Source organism: Marinobacter sp. KM021 (assembly GCF_050707965.1).
GTDB lineage: Bacteria > Pseudomonadota > Gammaproteobacteria > Pseudomonadales > Oleiphilaceae > Marinobacter > Marinobacter shengliensis.
In genome coordinates, this window is record NZ_CP136129.1 from 863,768 (window position 1) to 888,791 (window position 25,024).

The following is a 25,024-nucleotide window of genomic DNA, read 5'->3' on the forward strand; positions in this document are numbered from 1 at the left end:
CACACCGCTCAGCTCTCCCGGGCCACCTTGCCAAGATGGTCAAGGAACTGCCTACGGTTCATTTCCCCGAGCACCCGTGCTTCCTGTAGCTCTTCGCCGTTGGTTCGATAGAACAGAATGGCCGGCGGACCAAATAGCCCGAGTTCATTCAGCAGGGCCTGTTGGTCACGGGTGTTGTCGGTCATGTCGATTTGCAACAGGGTGTAGGGTGCTAACGCCTGGATCACGTCCTGGTCGCTGAACACGTTCCGCTCCATGATTTTGCACGACACGCACCAATCCGCGTAGAAGTCGAGCACAACAGGTTGCTGGTTGGCGCGGGCATCGGCCAGCATTGCGCGAATCTGTTGCGGATCTTCGACCCGCTGGAAGTCTGCATGGCTGGCGCCGCCGCCCTGAACCTGGCCGGCAGATGCGGTAAACGGTGCCAGCGGCCGCAGCGGATCATTGGCGCCGCTGAACGCCCCTGCCAGGAGCGCCAGGCCATAGGCGAACATTACCAGGCCCAGGCCCTTGCGTGTGCGTTCCCAGCCAGCCCTGGCCGCATCAAAAGCACCCAACTGAACGCCTGTGATGGCCACCAGTAGCCCCCACATGGTCAGGCCTGCCCAGGCTGGTACCATCCGCTCGATAAGCCAGATGGCAACGGCAAGCAGCATCACGCCGTAAAAATGTTTGACGGTCGTCATCCAGTGGCCTGAGGTAGGCAGCAGCTTGCGTCCGCCGACGGCCACAAGAATCAGTGGCACACCCATGCCAAGCCCAAGTGCAAGCAGGGCAACGCCGCCTATGACGGCGTCCTGTGTGGTTGAAATGTAAAGCAGGCTACCGGCCAGAGGCGCAGAGACACAGGGCGAGACAATCAGTGCCGACAATGAACCAATGCCGAAGATACTGATCACCCGGGTGCCGGTCAGCTTCTGGCTGGCATCGTTCAGCGGCTCGCGGATAAACCTGGGTAGCTGAATCTCAAACAGGTCAAACATCGCCAGGGCAAACACCACAAACAGTGCCGCAAAAACACCGAGTACGAGGGGCGACTGGAGCTGTGCCTGCAGGTTGAAACTGGCGCCCAGCAGGCCGGTAATCACCCCAGCGGCGGCGTAGGTAAGCGCCATGCCCAGCACGTAGCTGCCGGAAAGAAGGAGAGCATGGCCTGTCGTGCGGGTGTTGTGGCCTGAGACCATAGTGGAAATAATCGGCACCATGGGCAACACGCACGGGGTGAAGGTCAGCCCCAGCCCCAGCAGGAAGAATACCCCAGCGATCATCCAGATCGACTGGCTGGACAGGAATCCGGCCAGGCCGGTTGCCGAAGAAGTGTTATCTGTCGTGTTGAATGCTCCGCTGCTGGAGACGCTGCCTGAAGCGGGTGAGGAACGACTGCCCTGGCTATCACCTTTACCCGGATAGTACAGAACGTCCCGCGTCTGCGGCGGATAACACAGACCCGCCTTTGCGCAGCCCTGGTAGGTCACTTGCAGTTCCGCTTCCTGTATACCCTCGGGAAGGATGACCGGCACCCGGGCCTCGACCGGATCGAAGAACACCATCATCTCGCCGAAGTATTCGTCTTCGGTCAGGGTGCCGGGCAGGGAGAACTCGGGCTCGCCAATGCTGACGCCTTCAGTGACCGGAGTAATCTGTATACGGCTTTTGTAGAGATAGTGTTCCGGGGCAATATTCCAGGACAGGACAACGCTGTCGCCTTCCGTGCTGTGGTTGAAGGGCAGCGCCTCGTCTACGGGCAGGAAGCCGTTGTTGCCGCCACCAAACAGGGAGCTTCCTGAGTTGCCAAAGGCCAGGGCGGAGGCCGGAAGCAGGGTAAACAGCAGTGCCAGCAAGGCCCCGAGCTGGGAGACCGGGCGGCGCAATCGTTGATGGGAGTCTGGAATAGCTGTCATGAATTCTTCGTTATCCTGGGTGTTTCCAATGGGGGGCGGTATTGCGGCTCGTCGCCTTGCTGCCAGTGACATCATTGCCATGGCAAAGTTCCCTCTGGTATTGCTTGTATTAAAGTCGCACAATAGCCAACCGATGAATCACAATCCAGACGATCTTATCATGCTGTTCAACGACCTGTTCCGGGAATCCTTCCGGACCATTCTGGTCAGGGGCAGTGACGAACCGGAGTACCTGCCTGCCAGCGAGCCAGACGGACTTGCCCGGGTAGTGTTTGCCCACGGTTTTTTTGCCAGTGCCCTCCACGAGATTGCCCATTGGTGTATAGCCGGTGAGCATCGGCGCACATTGCACGATTACGGATATTGGTATTGTCCGGATGGTCGCAGCCTGGAACAACAGCAGGCGTTTGAGCAGGTGGAGGTCAAGCCTCAGGCCGTTGAATGGCTGTTTTCCCTGGCGGCCGGCTCTCGCTTTCATATCAGCGTTGATAACCTTGCCGGCAGCGGCGCGGCCAATGAGCAAGGCTTCCGCCAGAATGTGCGCCTGCAGGCCTCCCAATATCTGGCTCATGGCCTGCCATCAAGGGCTCAGCAATTTTTCGATACACTCAAGTCTTTCTACGGGACTGCCGACAGGGTCCAGCATCACTGGAACCAGGACAGGCGCCGTTTGGCGCCCATGGCAACCGAACACGACCAATCAAGGATAACAGAACCTCTATGACAGCTGACCTAAAACCTACCGGCGATTTACGCTTCAGCGATCTTAACCTGGACAAGCGTCTGCTGGATGCCATCAGTAAAATCGGATTTGAATACTGCACGCCCATTCAGGCCGAAACCCTGCCCTGGACCCTGGCTTGCGAAGACCTGATCGGCCAGGCCCAGACCGGTACCGGTAAAACGGCAGCCTTCCTGATTACGGCGATACAGACTCTGCTGGAAACACCGGTGGATGAAAAAGACCGGTTTGCCTCTGAGCCCAGAGTGCTTGCCCTGGCTCCAACCCGTGAATTGGCGATGCAGATTGCCAAGGACGCAGAGCAGCTGTGCCAGTACACCGGCCACAATGTGGTTACCGTGGTGGGCGGTATGAACTACGACAAGCAACGCGAGCAGTTGCAGAACGAGATTGTCGACATTCTGGTGGCAACCCCGGGCCGGTTGATCGACTTTTTGGGCTCCCAGGACGTGTTTCTGGACCAGATCGACATCCTGATCCTGGATGAAGCAGACCGCATGCTGGATATGGGCTTCATCCCTGACGTCAAACGAATTATCCGCAAGTGCACCAGCAAAGAAGATCGCCAAACCCTGCTGTTCAGCGCCACCTTCAACCAGGACGTTCTGAACCTGGCGTCCATGTGGACCCAAAACGCAGAGTTTGTTGAGATCGAGCCGGAGCAGAAAACCGCCGAACGGGTAGAGCAGACCGTGTATCTGGTGTCTGACGACGACAAACTGCCGGTGCTGGTGAACTACCTCAAACGTCCGGAAGTTGAGAAGGCCATTGTGTTTGCCAATCGTCGTGACCAGTGCCGGGATCTTGAGGAGGATCTGAAGAATCAGGGCGTGAAGGTGTCCCTGATGTCTGGTGAGATCGCCCAGAACAAACGGTTGAAAACCCTGGACCAGTTCAAAAAGGGGCAGATCCAGGTGCTGGTGGCTACCGATGTGGCAGGCCGGGGCATTCACGTGAATGGCGTTACCCACGTGTTCAACTACAACCTGCCTGAGAACGCCGAGGATTACGTACACCGGATTGGTCGTACCGGGCGCGCAGGCAAGACCGGTGTTTCCGTCAGCTTTGCCGGGGAAGACGACTCTTTTGCCTTACCGGAGATCGAGAAGTACATCAGCCAGAAGCTGAAAACCGCGGTGCCAGACGAAGACTTGATGGCCACCATGGATAACCCGCCGATCACGCGCAAGCGCGGTGGTCGCCGCCCCCAGAGCGGCCGCGGGCCGGCAGGGCGTGGCGGTTCGCGGCCCCGGCGCAACTGAGTCGCGTTGGTACAGGGCGATTTAGGGTGATGGAGACCAGGTTATGCTGATCGTTGCGGACGAGAACATTCCTTTACTGGACGCGTTCTTCGGTGATATTGGAGAAATACGCCGGGTTACAGGGCGAACACTGAGTCGTGAGCAGGTGCAGGATGCGGATATCCTGCTGGTTCGTTCGGTGACCCGTGTTAACCGGGAGTTGCTTGAAGGCAGCCGGGTTCGTTTTGTGGGTACTGCGACCATTGGCACAGACCATATTGACCTGGAGTGGTTGCAGGCGAGGGGTATCGGCTTTGCCGCCGCCCCCGGATGCAACGCCACCAGTGTGGCCGAATACGTGTTGTCGGTGGTATCGCTGTTTGCTGAGCGACGGGGGCTGGACGATTGGACATCCCTGACGGTTGGTATCGTTGGCGTTGGTAATGTCGGTGGTCAGCTGGCTCAATGCCTGGAGCGCCTTGGTTTTGAGGTGCGCCTGTGTGACCCGCCGAGGCAGGAACGGGAACCCGGTGCTGAGCTGCCCTTTGTCAGTCTGGCTGAGGCGCTGGAGTGTGACGTGGTTACCCTGCATACGCCATTAACCCGCCATCAGCCCCACGCCACCTGGCACATGGTGTCTGACCCGGAGCTGGCGTTGATCGGCGCCGATCAACTGCTGATCAACGGTGGTAGGGGAGAAGTTGTTGATTCCGAGGCCTTGATGCGCAGACTGGAACAGGCTGATGCACCGCTGGTGGCCCTGGATGTCTGGGAGCATGAGCCTGGGATACGTCCCGATCTTGTGGACAAGGTATGGCTCGCGACGCCCCATATTGCCGGGTACAGCCTGGAAGGCAAGATGCAGGGCACGGAAATGGTTTATCGGGCGCTGTGTCAGTTCCTGGGCCTGCCCATACGCAAGAAAGCAGGCCAGTTTTTACCTGAACCAGCGGTCAGCAAAGTCTCGTTTACCAGTTCCGCCGAGGAAGATGAGGCCATTCGTACGGCACTGCGGGTCTGTTATGACCCAAGGCGGGATGACGCCAGGCTGAGACTGGCCATGCGGGGAAATCCGGAGCAACGGGCTGTGGCGTTTGACCGCCTGCGCCGGGACTATCCGGTGCGCCGGGAGTGCTCCAGCCTGAAGATTCAGCTCAAAGGGACCAGTAAATCGCTCCAGGATGGTTTCCGTGCGCTGGGCTGCAAACTCAAGATCTGATCAACATTACCTGATTGCACAGGCAAAGGGGGGCGCCGATAGCGCCCCCCCTTTTGTTTTCTGTCAAACCCTGGCGTTCTGCAGAGCTGCGATGCGATCTTCCAGTGGTGGGTGGGTCATGAACAAGGCTGCGAGGCCGGCCCGGGCGCCGCGATTAATGCCGAAGGCCTGGAGGGTATCGGGCATTTGATCCGGCACTTCACTTTCCTGCTTCAGGCGAGCCAGAGCGCTGATCATCGCTCCGGTACCGGCAAGCTGAGCCCCTGCAATATCGGCCCGGAACTCCCGGCGGCGGGAGAACCAGAACACAATGGTGCTGGCCAGTATGCCAAGGACAATCTCGGCCGCGATGCTGACCACGAAAAAGCCAATGCCATGGCCATTCTCGTTCTTGAACACCACCCGGTCAACGAAGGAGCCGATGACCCGGGACGCGAAAATCACAAAGGTGTTCACCACACCCTGAATCAGCGCAAGCGTGACCATATCACCATTGGCCACATGACCAATTTCATGGCCCAGTACGGCCCGGATTTCATCCTTGTTGAAGCGGTGCAGCAGCCCTTCGCTGACGGCTACCAGCGAGTCATTCTTGTTCCAGCCGGTGGCAAAAGCATTGGACTGGGAGGCGGGGAAAACAGCCACCTCGGGCATGCCAATGCCCGCTTTCTTTGACAGCTCTGCCACGGTGTCCACCAGCCAGCGCTCGGCCGGGGTTCTGGGCGAGTCGATAACCCGGGCCTTGGTACTCCACTTGGCCATGGGTTTGGAGATCAGCAGTGAGACGATGGCACCCGCAAAGCCGAATACGGCAGCAAACGCCAGGAGCGAGCCGTAATTGATGCCCTGTTGGGCCAGGTAGCTGTCAACGCCCAGCAGGCGCAAGGTAAAACTTGCGACCAGGATGACCGCCAGGTTGGTGGCCAGAAACAACAAAATCCGCATAGTCTATTCCCGTGTTAACGATCCCTGAAACTGGTTGCCTGTCTGACCGATATATGTGGTCCGGGTTCACTCCTTCAAGAGCCTTACCTGGATTTAATGCACGCTCCCCGCGCCGGTATCAATGAAGAAGGACGACTGAACGGCCAGGCTGATTCGGCTGGAACTGCCACTCTTGAGGGCCGATCTCAGCAGGTGGATATAGGTTGATAGATCCTTTTGTACGGAGGGAGGCAGTTCCGCTTCAGTGCTGGAGGCATTAAGCTCCCGTATCAACGCCTGGGGCGCCGGGGCACTGAGGCGCACAAACGCCTCGCGGGTCAGAACGGCCTGGTCCAGGGCTTCCTGCCGAATGGTGTCGACGTAGCGCAACAGGCCTTCCTCTGAAAGCCACAGGAGCGCTCCAAAGCAGGCCATGTGCCGTTTACTGTGCAGCCCGAATTCATCCGGCTCGTCTGGCCCGGCGATGTCTTCCACGAACAGGTTGATCCTTCTCGGGAACGCAGCATAAAGCTGGATCAGCGCAATAGCGACGTCCTTGTAGAACTCCTCGACATGTATGTCGGCCATATCAGCTCCGGTTACTGGCGGTAATGCTCCAGGAAATTGCCCAGGCGGCCCATGGCGTCTGCCAGGGTATCTTCCCGGGGCAGGAAAACGACGCGCAGATGCTGTTTGTCATCAATGTTGAAGGCGGAGCCCTGAACCAGCAGGATTTTCTCCTGCAGCAGCAAGTCGAGCACCAGCTTTTCATCGTTGACCACCGGGAAGTGCTTCGGGTCCAGTCTCGGGAACAGGTACAGGGCACCCTGGGGTTTGACACAGCTGACGCCGGGAATGTCGTTGAGCATGCGCCAGGCGGTTTCCCTCTGTTCATAAAGCCGGCCGCCGGGTGCCACCAGGTCGTTGATGGACTGATAGCCACCCAGAGACGTCTGGATGGCCAGCTGTGCCGGAACGTTGGCACACAGGCGCATGTTGGAAAGCATCTCGATGCCTTCGATCAGGTCTCGGGCGCGATGTTTGGCACCACTGATAATCATCCAGCCAGAGCGGTAGCCGGCGGCCCGGTAGTTCTTCGACAGCCCGTTGTAGGTGAAGAACAGCACGTCGTCGGCCAGGGAGGCAACGGAGGTGTGCTGGGTGCCGTCATACAGGATCTTGTCGTAGATCTCGTCTGACAGGATGATCAGGTTGTGCTGCCTGGCCAGTTCGATGACCTGCTGCAACAACTCTTCCGAATACACCGCACCGGTGGGGTTGTTGGGGTTGATCAGCACAATGGCCCGGGTACGGCGGGTGATCTTTTTCTTGATGTCATCGATGTCCGGGAACCAGCCCTGTTGCTCATCGCACCGGTAGTGCACCGGCTTGCCGCTGGAGAGGGTCACGGCGGCGGTCCAGAGCGGGTAATCCGGCGCTGGAATCAGCACTTCATCGCCCGTATTCAGCAGTGCCTGCATGGACATGACGATCAGCTCACTGACGCCGTTGCCCAGGAAAATGTCGTCGATGTCGACCTTGGCGATACCCCGTTGCTGGCAGTAATGCATCACGGCTTTTCGGGCAGAGAACAGACCCTTGGACTCCACGTATCCCTGGGCCTGGTGCATGTTGTAGATAACGTCTTGCTGGATCTCTTCCGGTACATCCAGCTCGAACGCCGCCGGGTTGCCAATGTTCAGCTTGAGAACCCGATGGCCCTCTTCTTCAAGGCGACGCGCCTCACGCAGAACCACGCCACGAATTTCATAGCACACATTGTCGAGCTTGGCGGATTTGAAATAGTTCTGCATGGGTCGCTGGCGTCCTTAACAAACAGTCTGAAAGAGGTTCCGGTAAACGGAAGCATCCTATTCTAGCGGAGGGGAGCCCCGGGGCAACAGGGGCAAATGTGTTGAATTGTGGCCAAATACGGATAGTTTGCGGCGGTTTTTGAAAGTGAACTCTGGATCACTGGCCCGTTAAGCCTTTTCAGAGTGTGGCTTTGCCAAATTATATTGTGCACAATGTAATTTCACGAAAATCCTCGACAGGAGTAAACGTATGTCTGGCGTATCCATTTACGATTTCAGTGTTCGTGACATTAAGGGCAATGAAGCCTCCATGGCGGATTACAAGGGAAAGGTCTTGCTGATTGTAAACACCGCGTCAAAGTGTGGCTTCACACCTCAATTTGAGGGCTTGCAAGCGCTGCATGAGGAACTCGGTGACCGCGGATTCGAGGTATTGGGCTTTCCCTGTAACCAGTTCATGAATCAGGATCCGGCAAACGAGGATGCCATCAGTCAGTTCTGCTCCCTGAACTATGGTGTCAGCTTTCCGATGTTTGCCAAGGTTGACGTGAACGGGGATGGCGCACATCCGCTGTTCCAGTTTTTGAAGAGGGAAGCCAGGGGCCTGATGGGGTCGGAGAAGGTGAAGTGGAACTTTACCAAGTTTCTGGTCAACCGCGACGGACAGGTTATCCGCCGTTACGCACCCACAGCGAAACCCGCTGACATTCGTGCTGATATCGAGAAGCTGCTCTGACATGAACGGTGATGATCAGATGCTGGCGCTCGATAACCAGATCTGCTTTGCCCTCTATGCCCTCAATCGGGCCGTCACAGCGCGGTATCGTCCCGTGCTGGCGGAACTGGGACTGACCTATCCGCAGTATCTGGTGATGCTGGCTCTCTGGGAGCATGGCCCGGTTGGCGAGGCCGCCCGGGTATCGGATATAGGCGCCCGGTTGCGCCTGGACAGCGGCACTCTCACGCCGCTTTTGAAGCGGCTGGAGGAGCGCGGTCTGCTCATCCGGCGCCGGCAGGCAAGTGACGAGCGGGTTGTTCGCCTTAGCCTGACAGGCGACGGCTGGCGGTTACGGGAACAGGCTCGCGGGGTGCCAGGGCAATTGATGTGCGGCCTGGATGTGGCGCCGGAACGGTTGGTCGCCCTTCGGCAGGAGCTCAGAAGTCTGCTTGAGGTTCTGGAGCGTTCGGGGCCCAGCGATTGATAATGGCCCTGAGCTCCTCACGCTTGTAGGGTTTGGTGATGTAATCATTCATTCCGGCTTCCAGGCAATCCTCCCGATCACCCTGCATAACATTGGCGGTCACCGCAATAATCGGCAAGTTTTGCCATTCCGGGTTGCGCCTGATGGCCCGGGTTGCCTCGTAACCATCCATAACGGGCATCTGGCAATCCATAAGAACCAGGTCGTAACGGCGCTTTTGCAACGCCTCCAATGCCCTCTGGCCGTTCTCTGCATGGTCTACCCGATGGCCCAGCTTCTTCAGCAGGCTGCTGGCGACCAGCTGATTGACCTGGTTATCCTCGACCAGCAGCAGGGTGAGTTGGTTCTCGGTTCTCGCGGCCCTGGTTGATTGATCCAGCGGTTGTGAACTGCCGCTGTCCGGCAATCCTGCGGCGGCGCAGAGGCAGTGGTAGAGTTCGGTGCGTCTGAGCGGCAGCGGCAGGATAAACTGACCGGGACGGCCGGAACTGATTGAGCCAGTGCTGTCTGCCATGATAACGCCCATTCCCTGCCAGTCATCGGCAAAGGCCTTGCACTCTTCGTCGCCAGGCTCTGCGGCCACCAGCAAGATGCCCTTGGGATGACGGCTGGCGCTTCTGACCGGGATAGCCCAGGCCCGCAGTTGTGATTCAATTGCCAGCCGGTGCGGGTGATCCTGTGGTATGGCCATGGCGACACCTGTTTCGCACAGCCGGGTTGCAGCGGCTTCTGGCAGAGTCGGGTGTGCGGGTTCATGCACCGGCAGGGGCAGGGTGACGGTGAAATGAGTACCGGCGCCCTCGCTGGAATCCACCAGTATCTGCCCGTGCATACGTTCCACCAGTTGGCGGCACAGTGTCAGGCCAAGACCGGTGCCGCCATACAGCCGGGTGGTGTCGGTGTCGGCCTGCGAAAACGGTGAGAAGATCCGGTGCAAGCCTTCCTTGGACATGCCTATGCCGCTATCGATAACCTCCATGCGAAGGCTTCCACCGGAATAGGTGGTGCGCACCCTGACATGGCCATCGTCGGTAAACTTGACCGCGTTACTGAGAAGATTATTGAGGATCTGGCGAGTGCGCGTCGGGTCGCCCAGAAACTGCTCGGGTAGCATCGGGTCGGTTTCATTGACCAGGTTGATGTGTTTGCGTCGAGCTTGTTGGGCGTGAAGAGTTGAGCATTCCTCCACCAGGTCGCGAACGCTGAACGGAATGTTCTCGAGATTGAGTTTTCCGGCTTCGACCTTGGAGATGTCAAGAATGTCGTTGAGCAGGCCCAGCAGGCTCTCACCGGCGTTCAGGGCAATCTCCAGGCGGTTTCTCTGGCCAGCGTCCTGTTCACTTTCCAGCGCCAGCCCGAGCATTCCCAGCACCCCGTTCAGGGGGGTGCGGATCTCATGGCTCATGCTGGCCAGGAAGTTGGCTCGTGCCCGGGCCCGTCGCACCGCGTCTTCCTTGGCACGAACCAATGCCCGATTACCCCGTTGCAAGGCCTGATTCTTTTCCGAAATCTCCCGTGTTCGATCTTCAACTTCCTGCTCCAGCTGGCTGGAGTAATTTTTCATGGCGCTTTCGGCTGCCCTCAACTGGGCCACGCTGCCTTCCATGTGTTCAAGGTGCTGGTTGATGATGCCAACCATGGTGCCGATTTCGTCAAAACGATGGTTGGCAGGCACCGGCAGCCGGACCTTTTCCGGGGTGCTGGCCCTGACCCGGCTCAATGCTTCAATCACGTTGAGCATGGGGCGGGTCAGCACGAAATAGAAAATGCCAAGCAGCGCAACCGACAGCACCAGGCTCTTGAACAGTCCAATGACGAATGTGTTGACTGCCCGCTGGAGGAACTGCCAGCCGTAGTGCCAGGTATCGATGGTGACAACCAGATGGCCCAATGGCAGGTCCTGTAACTGGGGTACCTGGAGTTCTGTGCTGAAGACACTGCTGGAACCGAACAGCAGGTCGCTGATCCAGCGGTATCGGGAGATCGGGCTACTTTGGCTGGCGGCCGACATGGTCTGGCCATCACTGTCCACAATCCGCGCATCTATGGTCGCCGGGTGGCGTAACAGGCCATCCAGCAGTTCCTCGGCCAGCCTCACGTCGATATTGTAGGCAATCTGGGACGCCGGACTGTTACTGATCTCGATCAGTGCCCGTATGTCCTGTTCCATGGCGTCTTTCGCCGAGAAATAGTCGAGGGTGATCTGAATCAGGTTCAGAATCAGGCCAAGAGCCATGGCCACCAGTACGGTGTCGCGGGTAAGGCGGTAGGAAAGTCTGTGCCGGAAGCTCTTTAACACGGTGAATGGTCGTCCCTGTGGCTGGTCAATTGGGTAAAGCGTGTTCCTCAGTCGTCGTAGTCAGCCTTTTTCTTCCAGGTGCCATCGTCCTGCAAGAAGTTATCCCATTCCCGGTCTAGCTTTGAGTGGCTTTCGGTTTGTGTGGTGCCGTCGGCCATACTGGCTTCAAGCTCTTTGATGCGCGTTCTGAAGCTCTTGACGGCTTTCATGGCCAGCGGATTATCTTTGGATTTACCCATTTCCGTGCTGGCCAGGTGGTAGGCGTGTATGGCCTTGCGGATCTGGTTCTGCCGGATATGGTCCCGGGCCTGGAAAACGTGCAGGTCGGCGTGGGTCTTGTGCACCAGAAACAGCACATGCTTCAGGTGCTTTTTGGCGCTGGCGGTGTCGAGCCGGCCGGCTTTGTGCATGGCCTCAATCATTTTGAACAGGCTTTGAAGCAGTTCTTTGACGTAGGTTGCTTTCTCGGGGGAGTCGATTCTGACCGATGCCCGGTTATCATTGTTCTCCAGTACCTGTTTCCTGGTCTGTTTGATGGTGTCGAGCCATTCGCTGACCGGTTGCTCGGACTTAAGCGCGACCAGATCGTGACAGGATTCCTCCATGCGCTTGAGCAGCAGCAGCTTGAGGTCGGGAGACAGGTACTGGGCCGGAATCTCCGAGAACAGGCGGTAGGCGCGATTGTATTCGTCTTCCCGGGCGGTCATCTTGCGAACCCGCTCAATCCGCGCCTTTTCACGCATCTGACTGATAACGATAATGACCAGTGAGACGGTGACGATCGCCGCGAGCAGCAGCACAATGGTGGTGGTATCCATGGTGTCGGTAATGGCTCCGGATTACAGTGAACGGACCGCCTTTGCGGGCGCGCCTCTAATTGTCAGATATTATTGGGTAACGCCCTGAAAGCCTAGCAGAAATCTGGGCAATCGTCCGTTTCCGGTTGTAAGTACAGGAAATACTTCATTCATTTAATGAATTGTGGGTTTCCTGTATATTGGTCTGGTGAATGTGTGGGCGGGCCAGACCGGTGCCGCCACTCTGCTTTCCAGGATTTTTTGCATGGACATTTCCCGGGTAGATCTCAATCTGCTTGTATACCTTGACGTGCTGCTGCGTGAACGCAATGTCACCAAGGCCGCCAATCATCTGGGCATCACCCAGCCTGCTATGAGCAACGGTTTGCGCCGGTTACGGGATCTGTTTGGCGACCCGTTGCTGGTGCGTACCAGTGAAGGCATGACAGCCACGGAGCGGGCCCGGGAACTGCAGCCGTTGGTCCGTGGCATTCTGTCGGACATTGAACAGGCGGTGCAGGAGAAAACCCCCTTTGCTGCCCAGGAGAGCCAGCGGGTATTCCGTATCATGGCCAGTGACTACGCGGAATCCTGTCTGATGCCCAGGGTGTTGCGGCGGATTCGCCAGGAGGCGCCCCACGTTACCCTGGACGTGCTGACCCCCAGCGACGTGAGCTTTCTGGATGTGGAGCAGGGCCGGCTGGATATGGCCATCAACCGTTTCGACAAGATTCCTCAATCGTTCCACCAGAAAACCTTGTGGATCGAGTATTTTGCCTGCCTGATGAATGCCCGTAATCCCATTCTTAAAGAGCCGTTTACCCTGGATACCTACCTGGATGCCAGCCATATCTGGGTCAGTAAAACCGGTTTTGGTGTGGGCGTGGGGGTGAACCCCAAGGATGTCCAGCGGCTGGGGTGGGTAGACGAAGCCTTGGGGCGAATGGGCCGCAAGCGGCAGATCTCGGTTTTCACCCGGCATTATCAGGTGGCCATGTTGCTGGCGGAGCAGCATGACCTGATTGCCACTCTGCCATCTCGCGCGGCCTGGTTGCAGAAAGACAACCCGAACCTGGTGGTGAAGGTGCCACCGTTCGAGATTCCGCCGTTCGAGCTGAAAATGGCCTGGAGTCCATTACTGCAGCACAACAGCGATCATCAATGGTTGCGTAAGCTGATTGCCGAGGTGGCGGAAGAAGTGGACGAGGAGTTTGCACCCTTCGGTGCCAGATTTGAGTCGCCACAAGCTACCCCGGGGCTGCATTCAGAGCGGTAGTTCCCGAAGTTCCAGCGAGCCCCGGCCAGCATCCCACATGCGCTGGAAGGCTTCCTCCATGAGCTTGACCCGGCCCGGGTTGGCAAAATTGGCGAAGCCTTCCGGCTTATTGAAATCGTGGCGGTACAGTACACCCTCACGGTCTGCCAGCAGGAACGGCTGGTTTTCCATCGGATAATCGGTGTTGACCAACCGCAGCTCAATCCGGCTGGTGAGCCGGCGCATCAGCTCTACCAGTTGGTGCCGGCGTTTAACCAACGGCTTGTCATCGTGAATCAGGATGCGCACTTCGCTAAGCCGGTGCCGGCGAGCCACCGCAGAGATCAGTTCCCGTAACGGGTAGCGGTCGTAGAGGCCGTGATCAAGCACGTCGTCATACAGCCATATGCGTTGGCCGGCTTGGGCGACCAATGAGTCCATCAATTCCAGCATGGTGCTTTCATCGCCGAACAGCCAGCTTTCGGAATCCTCGCCAAGAATCAGTGGCTTCGCGCGTTGATCACCTGGATGACTGGCCAGTGTGGGAGCCAGGCAGCGCATATCCAGATGGGGAATGCCAGCGTCATCATAGATATCCGAGCAGATGTGAAAGCCGAAGCGTTGGTAGAACCCGGTGGCGTGCTGCTGGGCGGAGAGTTTCAGTTCCTGGAAGCGACCAGCGGATTCGGCCAGCAGGTGTCTGAGCAGGGCATCACCAGCCCCCAGGCCACGATACTCCGGTAACACCGCCATACGACCGATGTAACCGGTTTCCTCCATTGTGGAGAAAAGGCGAGCGGTAGCCACCGGTGTGTTGCTGTCATCCACCGCCAGGTAATGGTCAGCAATCTCGTCGGTGTCGTCCCACTCCAGCTCCGGTGGCACCTGCTGTTCCTCAACGAACACCCGTTGGCGGATGTCCCTGATGGATGATGGCGCCAGTTGCCAGCTGTATTTTCGGAATCTCAGGTTCATGGCTTACTCGAAATACACCGAGCCCTGGTTGTACAGATTGGTGAGCAGGCCAAGCAAGGCCTCGTCGCCGGCAAACTCTGCCAGCGCGGCCATATTCATCCTGGCGCTGGCGCAGAGTAGTGGCGCCAGTGGCCGGGCATCGCCTTTCAGAAGGTATTGTTCGCCATCCACAAACAGGGCAGTTTCACTGTCCAGTTCATGATAGGCGAAGCGGGAACCCTCGTTCCAGCGCAGTTGCTCGCCGGCGCGGATGGCTTCAGCCAGATCTTCTGCTTCTGCAGGTTCATCCGCCGGCACCACAATTTCCAGGCTCTTGGGAGCGGTGGCGAACTGGCCAAACCACAGGGCCAGGTTGCGGCGATCACCCAGTTGTTCACGGATGATGGTGTCCAGGCGGTTGATGACCTCCGGGCCGATGGTACCGGGGTTGTCCTGTACTCGAAGGTCCGGGTCATCCAGATGCTCGGCGGCTTTTTCTTTCTGACTGAGAAAATCGGTAAAACTGGTGAGCAAGTCATCGATGGTCGGGGCACGAAAACCCACGGAAAGAGTAATACAGTCGTCTTCAGCCACGCCGTGGTGGCCTATACCCGGGGGCAGGTACAGCATGTCGCCCGGGGCCAGGGTGACGGTTTCCTCGCCATCCCAGCTGCTCAGGATGCGCAGTGGGGTGCCTTCTACTCTCGGCGAGGTATGGTCACAGTGGCCGCCGAACGTCCAGCGCCGGTGGCCCTGGGCCTGCAGCAGGAAAACATCATACATGTCGTAGTGGGGGCCAACGCTGCCACCTTTCGGGGCGTAGCTGGCCATGATGTCATCCAGACGCCAGTTGGGAATGAAGCGGAAGTTGTCGAGCAGGTCGGCAATCTCCGGTACCCAGTGGTCCAGGCCCTGAACCAGTAAGGTCCAGTCCTGTTCCGGCAAGTCACTGAAGCGGTCCGGGTTGAAAGGACCGTTGTGCAGTTGCCAGGGTTTACCGGCATCGTTCTCGATCACGATGCGAGATTCTACTGCTTCCTCACAGGCTAGCCCGGCCAGTTCGTCCGGACTGACCGGACACCGGAAGCCGGGAAATGCCTGACGGATAACCAGCGGCTTCTTCTGCCAGTAGTCCCGCAGAAATTCAGAAGCTGTCAGTCCGCCAAGCATGTCCATGGTGTTGCTCCAGGTTAAATATTGCCGGCCTGTTCGACGGCATTACCAATGTAGGTGTCCGGCGTCAGGGCGCGCAGTTCGGCCTTGGCGTGCTCCGGAATATCCAGTGTTTCCACGAAATTCTTGATGACTTCCGGGCTCATGGCTTTGCCACGGGTCAAGTCTTTGAGCTTTTCGTAGGGTTTTTCGATGTTGTAACGGCGCATCACGGTCTGGATCGGCTCGGCCAGCACTTCCCAGGCGTTGTTCAGGTCTTCGTTGAGGCGGGCCGGGTTGATTTCCAGTTTGCCCAGGCCTTTCAGGGTAGCCTCATAGGCAATCAGGCTGTGAGCAAAGCCCACGCCCAGATTACGCAGCACGGTGGAGTCAGTCAGGTCACGCTGCCAGCGGGAAATTGGCAGCTTGGCAGACAGGTGGCTGAAGAGCGCGTTGGCGATGCCCAGGTTGCCCTCGGAGTTCTCGAAGTCGATGGGGTTTACCTTGTGGGGCATAGTGGAGGAGCCAATCTCGCCGGCCACTGTCTTCTGCTTGAAGTAGCCAAGGGAGATGTAACCCCAGATGTCCCGGTCCAGATCGATCAGGATGGTATTGAAGCGGGCAATGGCATCATACAGTTCGGCGATGTAGTCGTGGGGCTCAATCTGGGTGGTGTACGGGTTCCAGTCCAGGCCCAGGCTCTCAATGAACTCTTCGGCGTTGGCTGCCCAGTCCACATCCGGATAGGCAGACAGATGGGCGTTGTAGTTGCCGACCGCACCGTTGATCTTGCCCATGATTTCCACTTCGCGGATTTGCATCAACTGGCGGCGCAGGCGATACACCACGTTGGCCAGTTCCTTGCCGACGGTGGTGGGAGACGCGGTCTGTCCGTGGGTGCGGGACAGCATGGGCTGTTTGGAATGTTCCTTGGCCAGTTCGGCCAGTTTGTCGACGACTTTGTCCATGGCCGGTAACAGGCCGTGGTCCAGGCCTTCGCGCAGCATCAGCCCGTGAGACAGGTTATTGATGTCTTCGGAGGTGCAGGCAAAGTGAACGAACTCGGTCACCGCGTGCAGCTCGGGCACATCGGCGATCTTTTCTTTGATCAGGTACTCGACCGCTTTGACATCGTGGTTGGTGGTGCGTTCGATGTCTTTGATGCGCTCCGCATCGGCCAGGCTGAATTCGCTGACCATTTTGTCCAGGAAGGCGTTGGCTTCGTCGGAGAATGCTGGCACTTCGGTAATGGCCGGGTGAGCGGCCAGTTTCTGCAACCAGCGGATTTCGACGGTTACCCGGTTACGGATCAGGCCGTATTCACTGAAGATGCTGCGAAATACGCTGACTTTACTGCCGTAGCGGCCATCGACCGGGGAAATGGCGGTCAGGGCGGTGAGTTCCATCGAAAACCTCTCAGTTCATCAAAGAAAAATCGGATCGGGACTATTAAGAAGGCGCTAATGATACACCAGAGGGCGCTGCGAATCAGCGCAGCAACTCCCGGGCGTGCATGATGACCTTTTTGCGTTTGAAGATCAGCTGCCAGCGGTGGCCGCCGCTCTGACGCCAGAGCACTGCCGAGCGGATACCAGCCAGCAACAGGGCGCGGACCTTCGCTGCATTTTCTTCCCGCTGAAGCACCTGGGGGTTGCCGCTGACCTGAATGCGCAGGCGGAACGTGCTGATGGTGTCTGTGTAAATGGACGCCAGATTGCCGATCAGGTTGCTGTGGGTGTATCCGAAGTGGCTGGCGGTATGCCGTGCCTGTTCAATCCGGCTGCCAATCACGTCGAGCATGTCGCCGTCGCGTTTGAGCTTCGACTCGAGATGAACGAGGTTCAGCACGTAGCGCAGTATCTCGACATCCTGTGGGCGGCTCTGTTGCGCCAGCGAGGTGGACAGGGCCTCCAGGCCTTCACGGATGTCGGACAATTCGCCCCCGTAAACATCCAGGGTGGACGCTGGGTTGGTGGCGAACAGAGAGCGTATGCAGGTTTCCAGGGACTCGTCACTACAGCTGCCATTATGGGCAATCTGCCGCACCAGTGCTGCGGCCTGGAACAGGCCAGCCAATGCCAGGGTCTGGTCGTGCAGGGATTTGCTCATGCGCGGGCCCCTGCATCGACAGTTCGCTCCAGCCGTGATGGCAGTGCCTCGCCGTCCCGCCAGGTTTGTTCGATCACGCCGCCGCCCAGGCAGACAACGCCCTGATAGAACACCACTGACTGGCCGGGGGTGACGGCCCGCTGGGCATCGTCAAAGACCACTTTGACGCCGCCTTCGATAACGGTCACTTCGCAGTCCTGATCTGGCTGGCGATAGCGGGTTTTTGCTTTGCAGCGGAAACTCTGGGCGGGCGGCTCACCGGCCACCCAGTCAATGGCGCCAGACACAAGGCCGCGGGAAAACAACAGTGGGTGGTTCTTGCCCTGAACGGCAATCAGTACATTGCGGGACAGGTTTTTTTCAGCCACATACCAGGGCTCGTCACCAAATTCCGCGAGGCCGCCGATACCCAGCCCTTGGCGCTGGCCAATGGTGTGATACATCAGGCCCTGATGTTTGCCGATCACTTTGCCATCCGGTGTTTCGATGTCGCCGGGCTGGGCCGGCAGGTACTGTTTCAGGAAGTCGGTGAACTTGCGCTCGCCGATGAAGCAGATACCGGTAGAATCTTTTTTGTCGTGGGTAACAAAGCCTTGTTCCTCGGCAATACGGCGAACTTCCGGTTTTTCCAGCTCGCCAACCGGGAACAGTGTGCGGGCAATACGATCACCAGACACCGCGTGCAGGAAGTAGCTCTGGTCCTTGTTGTGGTCCAGACCCTTCAGCAGTTGTGCCTTGCCGCTGCCGTCGTTAAGGGGGCGCTGGCGGGTGTAGTGGCCGGTGGCAATGTAGTCGGCGCCCAGGGTGACGGCGTAATCCAGAAAGGCCCGGAATTTCACTTCCTTGTTGCACAGGATGTCCGGGTTGGGGGTGCGGCCAGCGCTGTATTCAGACAGAAAGTGTTCAAACACCCGATCCCAGTATTCCGCAGCAAAACTGGCGGTGTGCAGTTTGATGCCAATGGCGTCGGCCACTGCCTGGGCATCGGCGAGGTCGGTCATGGCGGTGCAGTACTCAGTACCGTCGTCTTCATCCCAGTTTTTCATGAACAGGCCTTCCACCTGGTAGCCCTGGTCTTTCAACATCCAGGCGGCAACAGAGGAGTCCACGCCGCCGGACATGCCGACAATCACGCGGGTGTTCTTGGGAGTACTGGAGTCAGGATTCTGGATCATGAGCCTTTCGGTAGCCGGTTGAAAACGGCGATTTTATCATCTTGTGGTGATTACGTCTGGTCATCCACCACTACATCAAGGGGGAATTGCCGGCCATTTCGGTAATCCTCGATACAGCGCAGCACCAAAGGGCTGCGGAGCTTGTCGCCGAGTCCCCGAATTTCTTCAATGCTGAGCCAGTGCGGCTGGATAATGCCGGTGTCCAGCTCCGTGGTGACCTGCTTTGTCGCGCGGGCGGCGTAGCAAAAGCGGTGATAGGTAACGCCGTTGGCCGGTGCTTTATAAGTGTATACGCCCAAAAAGAACTGAGGCTCCACTTCCCAGCCGGTCTCTTCCAGGGTTTCACGGCGCACCGCATCCAGCACGGCTTCGTTTTCTTCAATGTGGCCCGCTGGTTGATTGAACACCACTTTGCCGTTGCTGATTTCCTCAACCAGCAGGAACTGACCCTGTTCGTTTTCGACCACAACGGCGACGGTGGCATGGGGTTTCCAGGTCATGGTTAACGTGGGCTCCTGTGTCTGAACGGGCGCGATTTGTGGCGGCCGGGTTTCGGTTTGCTGGTTACCGGGCTGTCGGGCAGGTACACAGTCTCAAGCCGATACTGGCCAGGCGCAAGATTGTCGAGGGTCCAGTCCCCGATCCGGTACCGGATCAGTCTAAGGGTAGGGTAGCCGACGGCGGCTGTCATGCGTCTTACCTGGCGGTTGCGGCCTTCGGTAATGGTAAGTTCAAGCCAACTGGTCGGGATGGTTGCCCGATACCTGACCGGCGGCACCCTGGGCCAAACCGACGGTTCTTCTATGCGGCGGGCTGTTGCGGGCCTCGTTAACCCGTCTTTCAGCTTTACCCCCTGGCAAAGCTGTTCAACGGCCTGCTGGGAAATCTCGCCCTCCACCTGAACCCAGTAGGTTTTTGGCATCTTGTTGTCGGGAGCGGCAATTCGATGTTGTAGCAGGCCGTGGTTGGTCAGCAGGAGCAAGCCTTCAGAGTCGTAGTCCAACCGGCCGGCGGGGTAGAAGCCCGGTTTCCTGATCCAGTCGGCGAGTGTTGCGCGAGGATTGTTCTGGCGTTCATCGGTGAACTGGCTTAACACCTGAAATGGCTTGTTGAATAGAATCAGCTCCGCCATGCACGGGGTCCTGTCTCGCTAACGGGTGCTCGAAAGCGGCAAGCGTATAGGATTAACCCCTGTGAAAAAAGCATAAAAAAACGTACCTGCCAGCTGAACTGGCAGGTGAGAGTGATTGGCCAAGGCGCCTTCTCAGGCGTTAACGGCTCTGGGCGGATATCCGTCCCGGCCTGACGATTGGTCCCGGGAGGACGGCTCAGACTGCTTGCCCCCAATTTCAGAGGGCTGCTTCGCCTGAGTTTCGTCAGGAACGATATTGACGGCGTGCACCCCTTTGTCACTGGGCTTTTTCTCAAAGGTGACCGCCTGGCCAGCTTTCAGCGTTTTGTAGCCGTCCATTTGCACCGAAGAGAAGTGGGCGAACAGGTCATCGCTGCAGCCGTCTTCGATGATAAAGCCGTATCCCTTGGCGTTGTTGAACCATTTGACCTTGCCTCTAGGCATGATGAACTCCCCTGTTCCTTTGCTGTCACTCTTATTATTGGAATTGCTGCCTGAGACCCGGACGGGCCGGGTCATAAATGGTGCGATTCGGCATGGCAGGTGTCGCTTGCTGTTACATGCCGGTTGCACAGGTTTACATTATTTTACAATGCACCTTAACTGTCGGCCAAACCCGGGCTCGAGTCAAGGGGCAGTAGTCGCCGAATGAGTGGTTCAACAAGGTCCGGAAGCGGTATCATGTCCGTATTGATAAATAACTCACGCTTGAACCGGGCTTTCGCTTGAAAACCGGGTTGCGGGCAACCACATTTAGTCAGGAAACCGAATAACCGGTAAACAGAACCATGCGGACAATTGAGAATTCTCTACTAGTATTTAATCAGGGGGAGGACGAACAGCCCGGGCGTCATGAAGGTGTTAGTGTTGCGCCCGAGAAGCCAGCTCTGAAGCGCCCGGCCCGGTATCGGGTTGTGCTCCTGAACGATGACTACACACCCATGGATTTCGTGGTGGATGTACTGATGAAGTTCTTCGGAATGAACGAAGAAAAGGCGACGCAGGTGATGCTGCTCGTCCATACGCAGGGAAAAGCCGTATGTGGGGTATATACCCGTGACATCGCGGAAACAAAGGCGGCACAGGTGAACCAGTATTCTTCGGAATGCGAGCATCCGCTCCTTTGCGAGATTGAACGTGCGGACTGATAGACGGCGGGGTGGCCCATGCTGAGCAAAGATCTTGAAATTACGCTGAATACGGCCTTCAAAAATGCCCGTGATAAGCGCCATGAATTCATGACGGTCGAGCATTTGTTGCTGGCTCTCCTCGATAACGAATCGGCGGTGGGTGTCCTCAAAGCCTGCGGTGCAGATCTCAAGCGCCTTGAAGATGAACTGGTCGAATTTGTCGACTCCACTACACCATTAATTCCAAGCACAGACAGCGAGCGTGAAACCCAGCCAACGCTGGGATTCCAGCGCGTGCTGCAGCGAGCGGTATTCCACGTCCAGTCCTCTGGCAAAAAAGAGGTGACCGGTGCCAATGTACTGGTGGCTATCTTCAGCGAGCAGGAGAGCCAGGCGGTATATGTCCTGAAGAAGCAGAGCATCGCCCGGATTGATGTGGTCAATTTCGTTTCCCACGGTATCTCCCGGGTTCAGGGCGCGGAAGACCAGGAAGGCGCGGACCATGCTGCCCATGAAGAGGCCGGCGAGGAAGGCTCCCAGTCCAGGCCGCTGGAAAGCTATGCCACCAATCTGAACGAGCAGGCCCGTCAGGGCCGCATCGACCCGTTGATTGGTCGCGAGCACGAAGTAGAGCGTGTGGTCCAGATACTGGTGCGTCGTCGCAAGAACAATCCGTTGTTGGTGGGCGAGGCCGGTGTTGGCAAGACCGCTATTGCCGAAGGACTGGCCAAGCGAATTGTGGATGGCCAGGTACCGGAGATCATTTCCGATGCGGTGGTGTATTCCCTGGATATGGGCGCCCTGCTGGCGGGCACCAAGTACCGGGGCGATTTTGAGAAGCGCCTGAAGGGCTTGCTGAGTGATCTGAAGAAGCAGAATCACGCCATTCTGTTTATTGACGAGATCCACACCATCATTGGAGCAGGTTCGGCCTCGGGCGGGGTGATGGATGCGTCCAACCTGCTCAAGCCCATGCTGAGCTCCGGGGAGTTGCGTTGCATCGGCTCCACCACCTTCCAGGAGTTCCGCGGCATCTTTGAGAAAGACAGTGCTCTGGCACGTCGCTTCCAGAAGATCGATGTGAACGAGCCAAGTGTCGAGGATACCTACCAGATTCTCAAAGGGCTGAAGCCGAGCTTCGAGAAGCACCACGACCTGAAGTACACCGACAAGGCGCTTCGGGTGGCTGCTGAGCTGGCGGACCGCTACATCACCGACAGGCATCTGCCAGACAAGGCCATCGATGTGATCGACGAAGCCGGCGCAAGGCAGCGCCTGCAGCCGGAAGACAAGCGCAAGAAGACCATTGATGTTACCGACATCGAAGACGTGGTCGCGAACATCGCCCGGATTCCGCCGAAGAACGTGTCCACCAGCGACAAGGATCTGCTGCGTAACCTTGAGCGCGATCTGAAAATGGTGGTATTCGGACAAGACCCGGCCATCGAATCTCTGGCCACGGCGATCAAGCTGGCCCGTGCCGGCTTGAAAGCGCCGGAGAAACCGGAAGGCGCCTTCCTGTTTGCGGGCCCAACCGGGGTTGGTAAAACAGAAGTGACCAAACAGCTGGCGAAGGTGCTTGGCATAGAGCTGGTGCGGTTCGACATGTCTGAGTACATGGAGCGGCATACCGTGTCTCGGCTGATTGGTGCGCCTCCCGGTTATGTCGGCTATGACCAGGGTGGCCTGCTGACCGAGGCGGTTAACAAGCACCCGCACTGCGTGTTGTTACTGGATGAAATTGAAAAGGCGCACCCGGAAGTGTTCAACCTGCTGCTGCAGGTGATGGACCACGGTACCCTGACCGACAACAACGGTCGGAAGGCCGATTTCCGCCATGTGATTCTTGTGATGACCACCAACGCCGGTGCCGAGAGTATGGCTCGCCGTTCCATTGGCTTCAGCGAGCAGGACCACAGCACCGATGGCATGGAAGTGATCACCAAGACCTTCACGCCGGAGTTCCGTAACCGCCTGGACGGCATTATCCAGTTTGCCGACCTGCAGAAGGAAACCATCACCCACGTGGTCGACAAGTTCCTGACCGAACTTCAGGCCCAGTTGGATGAGAAGCACGTGGTGCTGCACGTGGACCATGCGGCTAAATCCTGGCTGGCAGAGAAGGGCTACGATGTCACCATGGGTGCCCGGCCGATGGCTCGCCTGATTCAGGACAAGATCAAGCGGCCGCTGGCTGAGCAGATCCTGTTTGGCCGGTTGTCGGAGAAGGGCGGGGACGTGTTCATTCAGTTGAAGGACGATGAACTGGTCTTTGACTATGAGGACGAGCCAGCCGAAGCGGTTTGACCGCAATCGTTGGTAATGGAAGCCGCTGCCGGGCTATGTCCGGCAGCGGTTTTTTTGTGGTGCGCCTTGACGGGCGCTGTCTTGGTGCAGGTGGCGCTGGCTGTTAACCGGTTGACCGAAGCAGGCCCCAGCGCCTGGCCGTGCTGTCAATCCATTTCAGGGCAACTTCTGTCAGTTTAAGGCAAAGAATGCGTGGCGATTTGCCACGGCTTGCCAATAACAACGATAAGGAAGCAGCCCAATGAGGACGTTCCGTCAATTTCCCCTTACCCTGGCAGTGATTTTTGGTCTGTTGGTGCTCCTGGTTCGCCCGGCACTGGCGGCTACCGAAAGAAAGCAGTTCTGCGTGTTTGATGTGGCCGGCGCTAACGGCTTTGTCTATCAGTTGCTTCGTGATTACCAGCGCGGCGCAGTCTCCGCAGGTACGTCTCTGGTGATGCAGCCCTACACAGATGAAGACCTGGCCATCAGGGACTTTCGCGAGGGCCAGTGTGACCTGGTGGCACTCACCGATATGGGGGTGCGGCATTTCAACGATTTTACCGGTTCGATCAGCGCCATCGGTGCTGTACCTTATTATGAAGACTTGCGGGTCTTGCTGCATGGTCTTGCCAGCCCGCGTATCGCGAGGCACCTGAGCCAGGATGGCTATGAGGTGCTTGGTGTCGCGCCCATGGGCGCGGCTTACCTGTTCGTCAATGACCGGGCCATTAACCACGTTGAAGCGCTCAAGGGTAAACGCATCACGGTTTTTGAAGGCCACCATGATGCCCGACATATGGTGGAGTTTGTGGGTGCCGAGCCGGTGCCGGCGAAGATCTCGAACTTTGCCCGGGTTTTCAACTCAGGTCAGGCTGACATGAGCTATGCGCCGGCAGCGGCCTGGGAAGTGCTTGAAATGTTCCGTGGGGCAGGCGATCGGGGTGGCATCATTCGCTACCCGGTCGGTCAGGTGACAATACAGCTGGTGGCGCGGGAAGGTGCATTCAGTCCCGAGTTTGTTCGGGAGTCCCGGAAACTGATGGCCCGGCTCTATCCGGATGCCATCAGGGTTATTCGGCAATTCGAGGACCGTATACCAAGTGATCGGTGGGTGGATATTGGTCCGGAGGACATGCGGGAGTATCAGGAAATGCTCAGGCAGGTACGCATAGATCTACTGTCGAATAAAGGGCAAGAGGCCCAGTTGGCCGCCGCTGTTTATCACGAAGATATGATGACGATTCTGCGCAAGATACGTTGTTATACAAACCCGGGTGCCATGGAATGCTCGGATCAGAACCGCGAATGATGGTCAGCGAACGCCCGACTTACCAGATCAAACAAAAAAGCCCCGCAGAAGCGGGGCTTTTCAGATGTCACTGGAGCATTAACGGGCGCGGTACACAATGCGGCCCTTGCTCAGGTCATAGGGAGTCAGCTCAACCTTGACCTTGTCGCCTGTCAGGATGCGGATGTAGTTCTTGCGCATTTTTCCTGAGATGTGAGCGGTTACAACGTGACCGTTGGCCAGCTCAACGCGGAACATGGTGTTGGGAAGGGTGTCGATAATAACCCCTTCCATTTCAATGACATCTGATTTCGCCATTCAGTAAAAACCTCGTTCGGGAATGCTTTCGGTGATTTTAAATTGCGCAATTCTGCCTGATTTCTTAACGTTTGGCAAAA

At 57.7% G+C, this 25,024-nt stretch carries 24 protein-coding genes; 9 read left to right on the top strand and 15 right to left on the bottom strand.

Annotated elements, in window-relative coordinates:
* Window positions 1–8: 8 nt before the first annotated feature.
* On the bottom strand, window positions 9–1,904 hold the full coding sequence (dsbD, locus tag RVM24_RS04050) for a protein-disulfide reductase DsbD (RefSeq protein ID WP_058089534.1): 1,896 nt from the start codon (window positions 1,902–1,904) through the stop codon (window positions 9–11).
* On the opposite strand from dsbD, the gene RVM24_RS04055 reads away from it, so the two are divergent.
* Genes RVM24_RS04055 through pdxB form a run of 3 tightly spaced genes read left to right on the top strand, consistent with a single transcriptional unit; the run spans window position 1,903 to window position 5,106 of the window.
* Window positions 1,903–2,628, top strand: a complete 726-nt coding sequence (locus RVM24_RS04055; RefSeq protein ID WP_374787047.1) for an elongation factor P hydroxylase — start codon at window positions 1,903–1,905, stop codon at window positions 2,626–2,628. The genes dsbD and RVM24_RS04055 overlap by 2 nt on opposite strands.
* A complete protein-coding gene (gene rhlB / locus RVM24_RS04060; protein ID WP_061330980.1) occupies window positions 2,625–3,908 on the top strand; it encodes an ATP-dependent RNA helicase RhlB in 1,284 nt (427 codons plus the stop codon). The genes RVM24_RS04055 and rhlB overlap by 4 nt, the downstream gene beginning before the upstream one ends.
* Window positions 3,909–3,951: 43 nt before the next feature.
* Window positions 3,952–5,106 (top strand): 4-phosphoerythronate dehydrogenase PdxB, encoded by a 1,155-nt coding sequence (gene pdxB, locus RVM24_RS04065; protein ID WP_061330981.1) that lies wholly within the window; start codon window positions 3,952–3,954, stop codon window positions 5,104–5,106.
* Between the two features lie 63 nt (window positions 5,107–5,169).
* Here the strand turns inward: pdxB and htpX are convergent, their stop codons facing one another.
* The 3 genes from htpX to RVM24_RS04080 form a co-directional block, all read right to left on the bottom strand.
* Window positions 5,170–6,051 carry a protease HtpX gene (gene htpX / locus RVM24_RS04070; RefSeq protein ID WP_061330982.1) on the bottom strand — a complete coding sequence of 294 codons (882 nt, stop codon included), beginning with the start codon at window positions 6,049–6,051 and terminating at the stop codon, window positions 5,170–5,172.
* A 93-nt stretch (window positions 6,052–6,144) separates the two neighbouring features.
* The gene (locus RVM24_RS04075; RefSeq protein ID WP_061330983.1) at window positions 6,145–6,618 is read right to left on the bottom strand and encodes a hypothetical protein; all 474 of its coding nucleotides are present in this window, start codon (window positions 6,616–6,618) and stop codon (window positions 6,145–6,147) included.
* Between the two features lie 11 nt (window positions 6,619–6,629).
* Window positions 6,630–7,844 carry a pyridoxal phosphate-dependent aminotransferase gene (locus RVM24_RS04080; protein ID WP_061330984.1) on the bottom strand — a complete coding sequence of 405 codons (1,215 nt, stop codon included), beginning with the start codon at window positions 7,842–7,844 and terminating at the stop codon, window positions 6,630–6,632.
* Window positions 7,845–8,094: 250 nt separating this feature from the next.
* Here RVM24_RS04080 and RVM24_RS04085 point away from each other — a divergent pair, with 250 nt between their 5' ends.
* On the top strand, window positions 8,095–8,580 hold the full coding sequence (locus tag RVM24_RS04085) for a glutathione peroxidase (protein WP_061330985.1): 486 nt from the start codon (window positions 8,095–8,097) through the stop codon (window positions 8,578–8,580).
* Window position 8,581: 1 nt separating this feature from the next.
* Window positions 8,582–9,046 (top strand): MarR family winged helix-turn-helix transcriptional regulator, encoded by a 465-nt coding sequence (locus RVM24_RS04090; RefSeq protein ID WP_061330986.1) that lies wholly within the window; start codon window positions 8,582–8,584, stop codon window positions 9,044–9,046.
* On the opposite strand, the gene RVM24_RS04095 is transcribed toward RVM24_RS04090, so the two are convergent.
* Window positions 9,000–11,282, bottom strand: a complete 2,283-nt coding sequence (locus RVM24_RS04095; RefSeq protein ID WP_082780501.1) for a hybrid sensor histidine kinase/response regulator — start codon at window positions 11,280–11,282, stop codon at window positions 9,000–9,002. The two genes, RVM24_RS04090 and RVM24_RS04095, sit on opposite strands and share 47 nt — an antisense overlap.
* A gap of 110 nt (window positions 11,283–11,392) precedes the next feature.
* Window positions 11,393–12,163, bottom strand: a complete 771-nt coding sequence (locus RVM24_RS04100) for a hypothetical protein (RefSeq protein WP_061330988.1) — start codon at window positions 12,161–12,163, stop codon at window positions 11,393–11,395.
* Window positions 12,164–12,407: 244 nt separating this feature from the next.
* Here RVM24_RS04100 and RVM24_RS04105 point away from each other — a divergent pair, with 244 nt between their 5' ends.
* Complete coding sequence (locus RVM24_RS04105; protein ID WP_058089869.1) at window positions 12,408–13,418, top strand: LysR family transcriptional regulator; 1,011 nt, start codon at window positions 12,408–12,410, stop codon at window positions 13,416–13,418.
* On the opposite strand, the gene RVM24_RS04110 is transcribed toward RVM24_RS04105, so the two are convergent.
* The 8 genes from RVM24_RS04110 to RVM24_RS04145 form a co-directional block, all read right to left on the bottom strand.
* Window positions 13,407–14,372, bottom strand: a complete 966-nt coding sequence (locus RVM24_RS04110) for a GNAT family N-acetyltransferase (protein WP_061330989.1) — start codon at window positions 14,370–14,372, stop codon at window positions 13,407–13,409. The genes RVM24_RS04105 and RVM24_RS04110 overlap by 12 nt on opposite strands.
* 3 nt (window positions 14,373–14,375) lie before the next feature.
* Window positions 14,376–15,527, bottom strand: a complete 1,152-nt coding sequence (locus RVM24_RS04115; protein ID WP_058089545.1) for a cupin domain-containing protein — start codon at window positions 15,525–15,527, stop codon at window positions 14,376–14,378.
* A gap of 14 nt (window positions 15,528–15,541) precedes the next feature.
* Entirely contained in the window at window positions 15,542–16,909 is a 1,368-nt protein-coding gene (purB, locus tag RVM24_RS04120; protein WP_374787046.1) for an adenylosuccinate lyase, read from the bottom strand.
* Between the two features lie 82 nt (window positions 16,910–16,991).
* Entirely contained in the window at window positions 16,992–17,612 is a 621-nt protein-coding gene (gene hflD / locus RVM24_RS04125; RefSeq protein ID WP_072677513.1) for a high frequency lysogenization protein HflD, read from the bottom strand.
* Window positions 17,609–18,787, bottom strand: a complete 1,179-nt coding sequence (gene mnmA, locus RVM24_RS04130) for a tRNA 2-thiouridine(34) synthase MnmA (protein ID WP_431475001.1) — start codon at window positions 18,785–18,787, stop codon at window positions 17,609–17,611. Before mnmA ends, hflD begins: the two co-directional genes overlap by 4 nt.
* A 50-nt stretch (window positions 18,788–18,837) precedes the next feature.
* Window positions 18,838–19,287, bottom strand: a complete 450-nt coding sequence (locus RVM24_RS04135; RefSeq protein ID WP_072677511.1) for an NUDIX hydrolase — start codon at window positions 19,285–19,287, stop codon at window positions 18,838–18,840.
* A 2-nt stretch (window positions 19,288–19,289) separates the two neighbouring features.
* The gene (locus tag RVM24_RS04140; protein ID WP_230712468.1) at window positions 19,290–19,919 is read right to left on the bottom strand and encodes a pseudouridine synthase; all 630 of its coding nucleotides are present in this window, start codon (window positions 19,917–19,919) and stop codon (window positions 19,290–19,292) included.
* A 132-nt stretch (window positions 19,920–20,051) separates the two neighbouring features.
* Window positions 20,052–20,363 carry a cold shock domain-containing protein gene (locus RVM24_RS04145; protein WP_058089870.1) on the bottom strand — a complete coding sequence of 104 codons (312 nt, stop codon included), beginning with the start codon at window positions 20,361–20,363 and terminating at the stop codon, window positions 20,052–20,054.
* 344 nt (window positions 20,364–20,707) lie between these two features.
* Here RVM24_RS04145 and clpS point away from each other — a divergent pair, with 344 nt between their 5' ends.
* The 3 genes from clpS to RVM24_RS04160 all read left to right on the top strand — a co-directional run bounded on the left by clpS (window position 20,708) and on the right by RVM24_RS04160 (window position 24,647).
* Window positions 20,708–21,067 carry an ATP-dependent Clp protease adapter ClpS gene (gene clpS / locus RVM24_RS04150; protein WP_061330994.1) on the top strand — a complete coding sequence of 120 codons (360 nt, stop codon included), beginning with the start codon at window positions 20,708–20,710 and terminating at the stop codon, window positions 21,065–21,067.
* A gap of 18 nt (window positions 21,068–21,085) precedes the next feature.
* Window positions 21,086–23,356, top strand: a complete 2,271-nt coding sequence (gene clpA, locus RVM24_RS04155) for an ATP-dependent Clp protease ATP-binding subunit ClpA (RefSeq protein ID WP_058089552.1) — start codon at window positions 21,086–21,088, stop codon at window positions 23,354–23,356.
* 241 nt (window positions 23,357–23,597) lie between these two features.
* Entirely contained in the window at window positions 23,598–24,647 is a 1,050-nt protein-coding gene (locus RVM24_RS04160) for a putative solute-binding protein (protein WP_230712466.1), read from the top strand.
* Window positions 24,648–24,725: 78 nt separating this feature from the next.
* On the opposite strand, the gene infA is transcribed toward RVM24_RS04160, so the two are convergent.
* Window positions 24,726–24,944, bottom strand: a complete 219-nt coding sequence (gene infA / locus RVM24_RS04165) for a translation initiation factor IF-1 (RefSeq protein WP_058089554.1) — start codon at window positions 24,942–24,944, stop codon at window positions 24,726–24,728.
* Between the last annotated feature and the right edge of the window lie 80 nt (window positions 24,945–25,024).

Coding starts and splice junctions, on each gene's coding strand:
- RVM24_RS04055 (WP_374787047.1), top strand. CDS start 1,903: ATGAATTCTTCGTTATCCTGGGTGTTTCCAATGGGGGGCGGTATTGCG.
- dsbD (WP_058089534.1), bottom strand. CDS start 1,904: ATGACAGCTATTCCAGACTCCCATCAACGATTGCGCCGCCCGGTCTCC.
- rhlB (WP_061330980.1), top strand. CDS start 2,625: ATGACAGCTGACCTAAAACCTACCGGCGATTTACGCTTCAGCGATCTT.
- pdxB (WP_061330981.1), top strand. CDS start 3,952: ATGCTGATCGTTGCGGACGAGAACATTCCTTTACTGGACGCGTTCTTC.
- htpX (WP_061330982.1), bottom strand. CDS start 6,051: ATGCGGATTTTGTTGTTTCTGGCCACCAACCTGGCGGTCATCCTGGTC.
- RVM24_RS04075 (WP_061330983.1), bottom strand. CDS start 6,618: ATGGCCGACATACATGTCGAGGAGTTCTACAAGGACGTCGCTATTGCG.
- RVM24_RS04080 (WP_061330984.1), bottom strand. CDS start 7,844: ATGCAGAACTATTTCAAATCCGCCAAGCTCGACAATGTGTGCTATGAA.
- RVM24_RS04085 (WP_061330985.1), top strand. CDS start 8,095: ATGTCTGGCGTATCCATTTACGATTTCAGTGTTCGTGACATTAAGGGC.
- RVM24_RS04090 (WP_061330986.1), top strand. CDS start 8,582: ATGAACGGTGATGATCAGATGCTGGCGCTCGATAACCAGATCTGCTTT.
- RVM24_RS04095 (WP_082780501.1), bottom strand. CDS start 11,282: ATGGCTCTTGGCCTGATTCTGAACCTGATTCAGATCACCCTCGACTAT.
- RVM24_RS04100 (WP_061330988.1), bottom strand. CDS start 12,163: ATGGATACCACCACCATTGTGCTGCTGCTCGCGGCGATCGTCACCGTC.
- RVM24_RS04105 (WP_058089869.1), top strand. CDS start 12,408: ATGGACATTTCCCGGGTAGATCTCAATCTGCTTGTATACCTTGACGTG.
- RVM24_RS04110 (WP_061330989.1), bottom strand. CDS start 14,372: ATGAACCTGAGATTCCGAAAATACAGCTGGCAACTGGCGCCATCATCC.
- RVM24_RS04115 (WP_058089545.1), bottom strand. CDS start 15,527: ATGGACATGCTTGGCGGACTGACAGCTTCTGAATTTCTGCGGGACTAC.
- purB (WP_374787046.1), bottom strand. CDS start 16,909: ATGGAACTCACCGCCCTGACCGCCATTTCCCCGGTCGATGGCCGCTAC.
- hflD (WP_072677513.1), bottom strand. CDS start 17,612: ATGAGCAAATCCCTGCACGACCAGACCCTGGCATTGGCTGGCCTGTTC.
- mnmA (WP_431475001.1), bottom strand. CDS start 18,787: ATGATCCAGAATCCTGACTCCAGTACTCCCAAGAACACCCGCGTGATT.
- RVM24_RS04135 (WP_072677511.1), bottom strand. CDS start 19,287: ATGACCTGGAAACCCCATGCCACCGTCGCCGTTGTGGTCGAAAACGAA.
- RVM24_RS04140 (WP_230712468.1), bottom strand. CDS start 19,919: ATGGCGGAGCTGATTCTATTCAACAAGCCATTTCAGGTGTTAAGCCAG.
- RVM24_RS04145 (WP_058089870.1), bottom strand. CDS start 20,363: ATGCCTAGAGGCAAGGTCAAATGGTTCAACAACGCCAAGGGATACGGC.
- clpS (WP_061330994.1), top strand. CDS start 20,708: ATGCGGACAATTGAGAATTCTCTACTAGTATTTAATCAGGGGGAGGAC.
- clpA (WP_058089552.1), top strand. CDS start 21,086: ATGCTGAGCAAAGATCTTGAAATTACGCTGAATACGGCCTTCAAAAAT.
- RVM24_RS04160 (WP_230712466.1), top strand. CDS start 23,598: ATGAGGACGTTCCGTCAATTTCCCCTTACCCTGGCAGTGATTTTTGGT.
- infA (WP_058089554.1), bottom strand. CDS start 24,944: ATGGCGAAATCAGATGTCATTGAAATGGAAGGGGTTATTATCGACACC.